This is a genomic window from Pseudomonas sp. PWP3-1b2, from assembly GCF_049896045.1.
Classification (GTDB): Bacteria; Pseudomonadota; Gammaproteobacteria; order Pseudomonadales; family Pseudomonadaceae; genus Aquipseudomonas; species Aquipseudomonas antarctica_B.
In genome coordinates, this window is record NZ_JAFCTN010000008.1 from 155173 (window position 1) to 161509 (window position 6337).

At 61.6% G+C, this 6337-nt stretch carries 3 protein-coding genes; all 3 read left to right on the forward strand.

Features of this window, described 5'->3' with window-relative positions:
- The first annotated feature begins 2 nt into the window (after positions 1-2).
- Positions 3-653, forward strand: coding sequence for a GNAT family N-acetyltransferase (locus ACP7A2_RS08260; protein WP_348061980.1), 651 nt, complete (start codon positions 3-5; stop codon positions 651-653).
- Positions 654-717: 64 nt separating this feature from the next.
- The gene (locus tag ACP7A2_RS08265; protein WP_426133822.1) at positions 718-2445 is read left to right on the forward strand and encodes an autotransporter assembly complex protein TamA; all 1728 of its coding nucleotides are present in this window, start codon (positions 718-720) and stop codon (positions 2443-2445) included.
- Positions 2445-6116, forward strand: a complete 3672-nt coding sequence (locus ACP7A2_RS08270; RefSeq protein WP_426133823.1) for a translocation/assembly module TamB domain-containing protein — start codon at positions 2445-2447, stop codon at positions 6114-6116. The genes ACP7A2_RS08265 and ACP7A2_RS08270 overlap by 1 nt, the downstream gene beginning before the upstream one ends.
- Positions 6117-6337: the final 221 nt, after the last annotated feature.

A 6337-nucleotide genomic window follows, 5' to 3' on the forward strand; every position in this document is an offset into this window, starting at 1 on the left:
GCATGCTTGACACGCCGACTGCCCCTGCCGAAATCCGCCTGCTCAACAGCGGCTATTCACGCGAAGCCCGCTCGCTGCTCTACCAGGCTTACCGCCATGAGCCGACGTTCGCCTACATCTTCGAAGCGGAGCGCCCCGGCTATGAGCAACGGGTGCGCGCCACCGTGCGCGAATTGGTCAAGCAGCACTTTTTTCAGAAGCTTCCCGCCATCGGCCTGTTCGTTAACGACCGCTTGATCGGCATCGCCCTGATCGCGCCGCCGCAGCGGCGCCTGGGAATCACCGAGAGCTGGGCCTGGCAGATTCGCATGTTTCTGAGCACCGGCGTGCGCGGTACGCGGCGTTATCTGGACTACCATCACGCCGTGCTGGCGTGCCTGCCGACCGAGTCGGTGCATGTGCTGCCACTGTTGGGTATTCACCCGCAATTTCAGGGCAAACACTACGGCGAACAACTGTTGGAGGCGGTGCATAACTGGTGCGCCGAAGACCCGCATTCGTCCGGCGTGGTGCTCGACACCGGAAACTCGCGTTACCTGGAGTTCTATAAGCGTCAGGGCTATGAGGAAATCGGTGAAGTTGCTGTAGGACCTATCCTGGAGCACGTGTTTTTTCATCCCAACCCCCAGTCGTTACACGCTGCAACGGCTTGAGACAGAATTATTCAGACATTTCCGGGTTCAAAGAGCCTCCCTTGCTCGTGTAGCATCCGCGCCTATGAAGTTTCCAGGAAGATTTACCAGCGGCTTGATGCTGCTGTTCACAAGCTGTGGCGCCTTGGCGCAAAGCGAATTGGACGTGCGCATCAAACCCTCAAACGACGCGTTGAAAGCCAACATCGAAGGCTACATCGGCGGGGTAGGCGATCGTGACGAAGAAGCCTTGCTGCGGTTCAGCCGTGGCGCCGAGGAGCAGGCGCGTAAAGCGGCCCAGGCCTTGGGTTTCTATCAGCCACTGATCGAAAGCGATGTGAAGGGCGGCAAGAACCCGCGCCTGATCCTCACCATCGACCCCGGCGAACCGGTGCATTTGCGCGACGTGACCATTCGGGTCGACGGCCAGGCCGCCAGCCTCAAAGCCTTTCGCGTGCCCTCCGGCGACGACCTCAAGTCCGGCGCCGTGCTTAACCACGGCCATTACGAAGACGCCAAGCGTCTGATCCAGAACCAGGCCTCGCGCTATGGCTTTTTCAGCGGGCGCTTTACCCGCCAAAAGCTGTCGGTCGACCCGAAAGCCGGTGTGGCCGATATCGAACTCATCTATGACAGCGGCCCGCGCTACACCATGGGCAACGTCAGCTTCACCGGCGACACGCCGTTCGATGAAGACCTGCTGCAACGCATGGTCCCGTTCAAAAGCGGCACACCTTACGATTCCGAACTGATCGCCGAACTCAACCAGAACCTGCAAGGCAGTGGCTTCTTCGAAGGCGTGCGCGTGGACGCCGCGCCCGCCGCGTCGGCCAACGATGTGATTCCGGTGACTGTGCAACTGGAGACGCGCAAGCCCCGCACCATGGGCCTTGGCCTGGGTTACTCGACCGACGTCGGCCCGCGTGGCAAAGCCAACTGGACCCGCCACTGGGTCAACCCTCAGGGCCACAGCTATGGCTGGGAAGCCGAGTTGTCGGCACCCCGGCAAAACGTCGGGCTGTGGTACGACATTCCCCTCGACCCGCCGCTCACCGACAAACTGCGCTTCGCGGCGGGCTATCAGAATGAAGACCTGGCCAACACCGACACCGTGAGTAAATTGCTCACCCTCGGCCCAGAATGGCACAGCAAACTGCCCAGCGGCTGGACGCGGATCATCTCGCTCAAGTACCAGCGCGAAGAATACAAGCTGGGCAATGACTCCGGCCTGAGCAACCTGGTGATGCCGGGTATCAACTATTCCTACCTGCGCAGTGACAACCGCATCGACCCGCACAATGGCTATCGCCTGGCGTTCGACGCCAAGGTCGCCAAGGAAGGCCTGGGTTCGGACACCAACCTGCTTTATGGCACGGCAACCATCAAGGGTTTGACTACCTTGTGGGATAACCACCGCTTTCTCGGCCGCGCACAGATTGGCGGCAGCGCCACTAACGGTTACCAGTCCGTACCGCCTTCGCTGCGCTTTTTTGCCGGTGGCGACCAAAGCGTGCGCGGTTACGAGTACCAGACCTTGTCACCGGAAAACGATCGCGGCGACCGCATCGGTGGCCGCTACATGGTGGCCTTGAGTGCCGAGTATCAATATTCCATCGCCGAAAAATGGCGAATCGCGACCTTTATCGACCAGGGCAACTCCTTCAACAGCCTGGACATGCCCAGCCTGAAAACCGGCGTGGGCGTGGGCGTTCGCTGGGTCTCGCCGGTAGGACCGATTCGCCTGGACCTGGCCCATGCCCTGGAAGACCCGGGCGGCATTCGACTGCACTTTTCCATGGGGCCTGAGCTGTGATGCGTGGTTTGAAAATAGCGGGGCTGGCCGTGGTGGCGGTCCTCGCCTTCGTGGTACTGGCGCTGTGGGCAGTGCTTGGCACCCAGGCGGGCAGCCGCTGGGTCTTGGGCCTGGTGCCGGGATTGAGCGTGGAGAATTTTCAGGGCCATTTGGGGGGGCGGTGGAGTGCCGATCACCTGCTGTGGCAGCAAGACACCAGCCGGGTCGAGCTAAACGCACCCACGCTGGATTGGTCTCCGGCTTGCCTGCTGCGCATGACGGTGTGCATCAACACACTGGATGTGGAGCAAGTCAGCCTGCAGTTTCCGCCAGGCACCGAAGAGAGCAGCGGGCCGGTCCAGCTGCCGAACTTAAAACTGCCGGTGGCTATCCAGTTGGGCGACGTTCGCGTCGGTAGCCTGCTGTTTAACGGCAGCGAAGAACTCAAAGGCCTGCAACTGGCGGCGCACTGGACTGCGGCCGGCATGCAGATCGACTCGGTGCACCTGCAGCGTGACGGCCTGGTACTGGACCTCAATGGCCTGTTGCAACCCAGCGGCGACTGGCCGCTGAATGCCACCGGTGACTTGAGCTTGCCGTATGCGCCCGGCGGCTCGCCGTGGAAGCTTGCGCTCAAGGTCGACGGTGATTTGCTCAAGACCCTCAAACTCGACGCCGACAGCAGCGGCTACCTGCCCGCCAAACTCAGCGGCGAGCTGCAACCGCTGGTAGAGAACCTGCCTGCGCAATTGCGCATCACCGCCGATCGCTTCAAGCCCAGCGCCGATTTGCCCGACACCTTGCAGCTCAATGGGCTGGACCTTACCGCCAAGGGCGACCTGAAAAACGGTTACCAGCTGTTCGGCAAAGCCGTGTTGCCGGCGGAAAAAGGCCCGGTGGATCTACTGCTGCAAGGCAAAGTCGACGCCAAGGGTGCACAGATCGCCGGCCTGGACCTGAATGCCGGTGACAAGCAAAGCCTCAAGCTCAGCGCCAACCTCGACTGGCAGCAAGGCTTCAGCGCCGATGCCAACATTGCCTGGCAAGATTTTCCCTGGCATCGCCTTTACCCGTTGATCGACGAGCCGCAAGTAACCTTGCGTACTTTCAATGGTGAAATCTCCTACAAAGACGGCAACTACCTCGGCAACCTCAATGCCGACCTCGACGGCCCGGCCGGCAAGTTCAACGTGGTCACACCGTTCAGCGGCGACCTCAAGAAAATCTTCCTGCCCGAGCTGAAACTCACCGCCGGCCAAGGCAAGGCCGAAGGCCATCTGAACGTGCAATTCGCTGACGGTATCGCGTGGGACACGGCCCTGGACCTGTCCGCGCTGAACCCGGCATTTTGGGTCGCTGAGTTGCCCGGCACGCTGGCCGGACCGTTGCGCAGCAAAGGCGAGTTCAAAAACGAGCAGCTCAAGCTCAACGCCGACCTCGACCTCAAGGGCCGTTTGCGCGGCCAAACGGCGGTGCTGGCAGCCAAGGCCGAAGGCGCGGGCGACCAGTGGACCCTCGCCAATCTGGATATTCGCCTGGGCGACAACCGCATCAATGGCAGCGGCAGCCTGCAACAACGGCTGGCTGGGCAACTCGATATCAAACTGGCGCGTCTGGCCCAGTTGTGGCCCCAGTTGAGCGGGCAAATCAATGGCCGTCTCGACGTGGCCGGCAGCCTGAAAGCGCCCCAAGGCAAACTCGGCCTGAAAGGCCAGCAGCTGGCATTCGCGGATAACCGCCTGCAAAACCTCACCCTTGATGCCACGCTGGATAACGCCCAGCGCGCGAAGATCGACCTCAAGGGCAGCGGCATTCAAGCCGGTGAGACCCAGGTCGGCACCCTGACCGCCAGCGCTCAAGGCGATATCAAGAACCAGAAAGTCCAGCTGGACCTGGCAGGGCCCCTGGTCAAGCTGGCCCTGGCATTGGACGGCAACCTCGACAAAGGCAACTGGCGCGGCCGCCTTGCCAGCGGTGATGTGCAAGCCGGTGGTCAGGACTGGAAGCTGCAAGCCCCGGCGAAGATCGAGCGCCTGGCCGACGGCAAGCTCACGTTTGCTGCGCATTGCTGGGTATCCGGCCCCGCCAGCCTGTGCGGTGAGGACCAGCGCCTGATGCCGGAACCCAAGCTGCGTTACCACCTCAAGCAGTTCCCCATCGACAGCCTGGCGGCGTTTTTGCCCAAGGATTTTGCCTGGCAGGGCAAGCTCAATGCCGACATTCAGCTCGACCTGCCGAGCAGTGGCCCTAAAGGCGTGGTCTCGGTGGACGCCAGCGGCGGCACCTTGCGCGTGAGAGACAAAACCCAGTGGCTGGATTTCCCCTACGACACCTTGAAGCTGGAAACCACCCTGAACCCCAAGCGCATCGACACTCAGCTGAACTTCCGTGGCGGCAAACTTGGCGAGTTGCTGGTGCAGGCGCAGATCAATCCGCTGCCGCAGAACAAGCCAATCACCGGCACCTTCACCCTCAGTGGCCTCGACCTCGCCGTGGCGCGACCGTTTGTGCCGATGGTGGAAAAACTCAACGGCAAGCTCAATGGCAACGGCCGGATCTCCGGTGGGCTGCTGGCGCCGCAGGTCAACGGCAGCGTGAACCTGGTTGACGGTGAAGTGTCCGGCAGTGAGTTGCCGGTCAGCCTCGAAGGCTTGAATGTGCAGGCGTTGATTGCCGGCGAGAGCGTGCAATTGAATGGCGCCTGGCACAGCGGCAAAGCCGGGCAGGGCAGCCTCAAGGGCCAGGTCGATTGGGGCCAGGCGCTGGTGGTGGACTTAAACCTGCAAGGTTCGCAACTGCCGGTCACGGTGGAGCCCTATGCGGTGCTGGAAGTGGCGCCTGACCTTAAGATCAGCCTGAAGAACGACAAACTTGCGATCGCCGGCAAAGTGCACATCCCGCGCGGTGACATCACCGTGCGTGAACTGCCGCCGTCGACGGTCAAGGTCTCGGATGACACGGTGATCGTCGGCAGCCAGACCGAAGAGGGCAAGCCGCCGATGGCGATGGCCATGGACATCAACGTGGTGGTGGGCGAAGACAAGCTTAACTTCACAGGCTTCGGCCTGACCGCCAAGGTGCAGGGCCAGGTGCACATCGGCGACAACATGGACACCCGTGGCGAGTTGTGGCTCAACGACGGCCGCTACCGTGCCTACGGCCAGCGCCTTGATGTACGCCGTGCACGCCTGCTGTTTGCCGGCCCGCTTGATCAGCCTTATCTGGACATTGAAGCGGTGCGCAAGACTGACGACGTCACTGCGGGCATTCGCCTGAGTGGCAGTGCCGAGCAGCCGACGACGCAGATCTTTTCCGAGCCGGCCATGAGCCAGGAACAGGCCTTGTCCTATCTGGTGCTGGGGCGTCCGTTGAGTACGACGGGGGAGGACAACAACATGCTCGCCCAGGCGGCGTTGGGCCTGGGGCTGATGGGCAGTTCGGGGGTGACTTCCGACATTGCCAACAAGTTGGGGATTCGGGATTTTGACCTTGATACCCAGGGCAGCGGTAACAGCACCGCGGTGGTGGCCAGTGGCAAGATTACCGAAAAGCTTAGCTTGCGGTATGGGGTGGGGGTGTTTGAGCCGGCCAATACGATTGCCTTGCGCTATTTGTTGAGCAAGAAGGTGTATCTGGAAGTGGCCAGTGGCGTGGCGAGTTCGCTGGATATCTTTTATAAGCGGGACTTTTAAGGGGAGTTGGGGGGTGGGTGTATATCCGTTGCTGCGGTAACGGCGGCTTAGGGTTCCGCTCTTACAGCGGCTCACTTTTGGAAAGACCCAAAAGTAAGCAAAAGGTCTTCGCCCCACCACTCGGTGCCTCGCTTAGGCTCGGCATGCCCTCACTCCGGCTTGAATCCGTGGGCCGCCGCGATGGGCCATCCTTGGCCCAGCGCGGCTAACCCGGCGTCCTG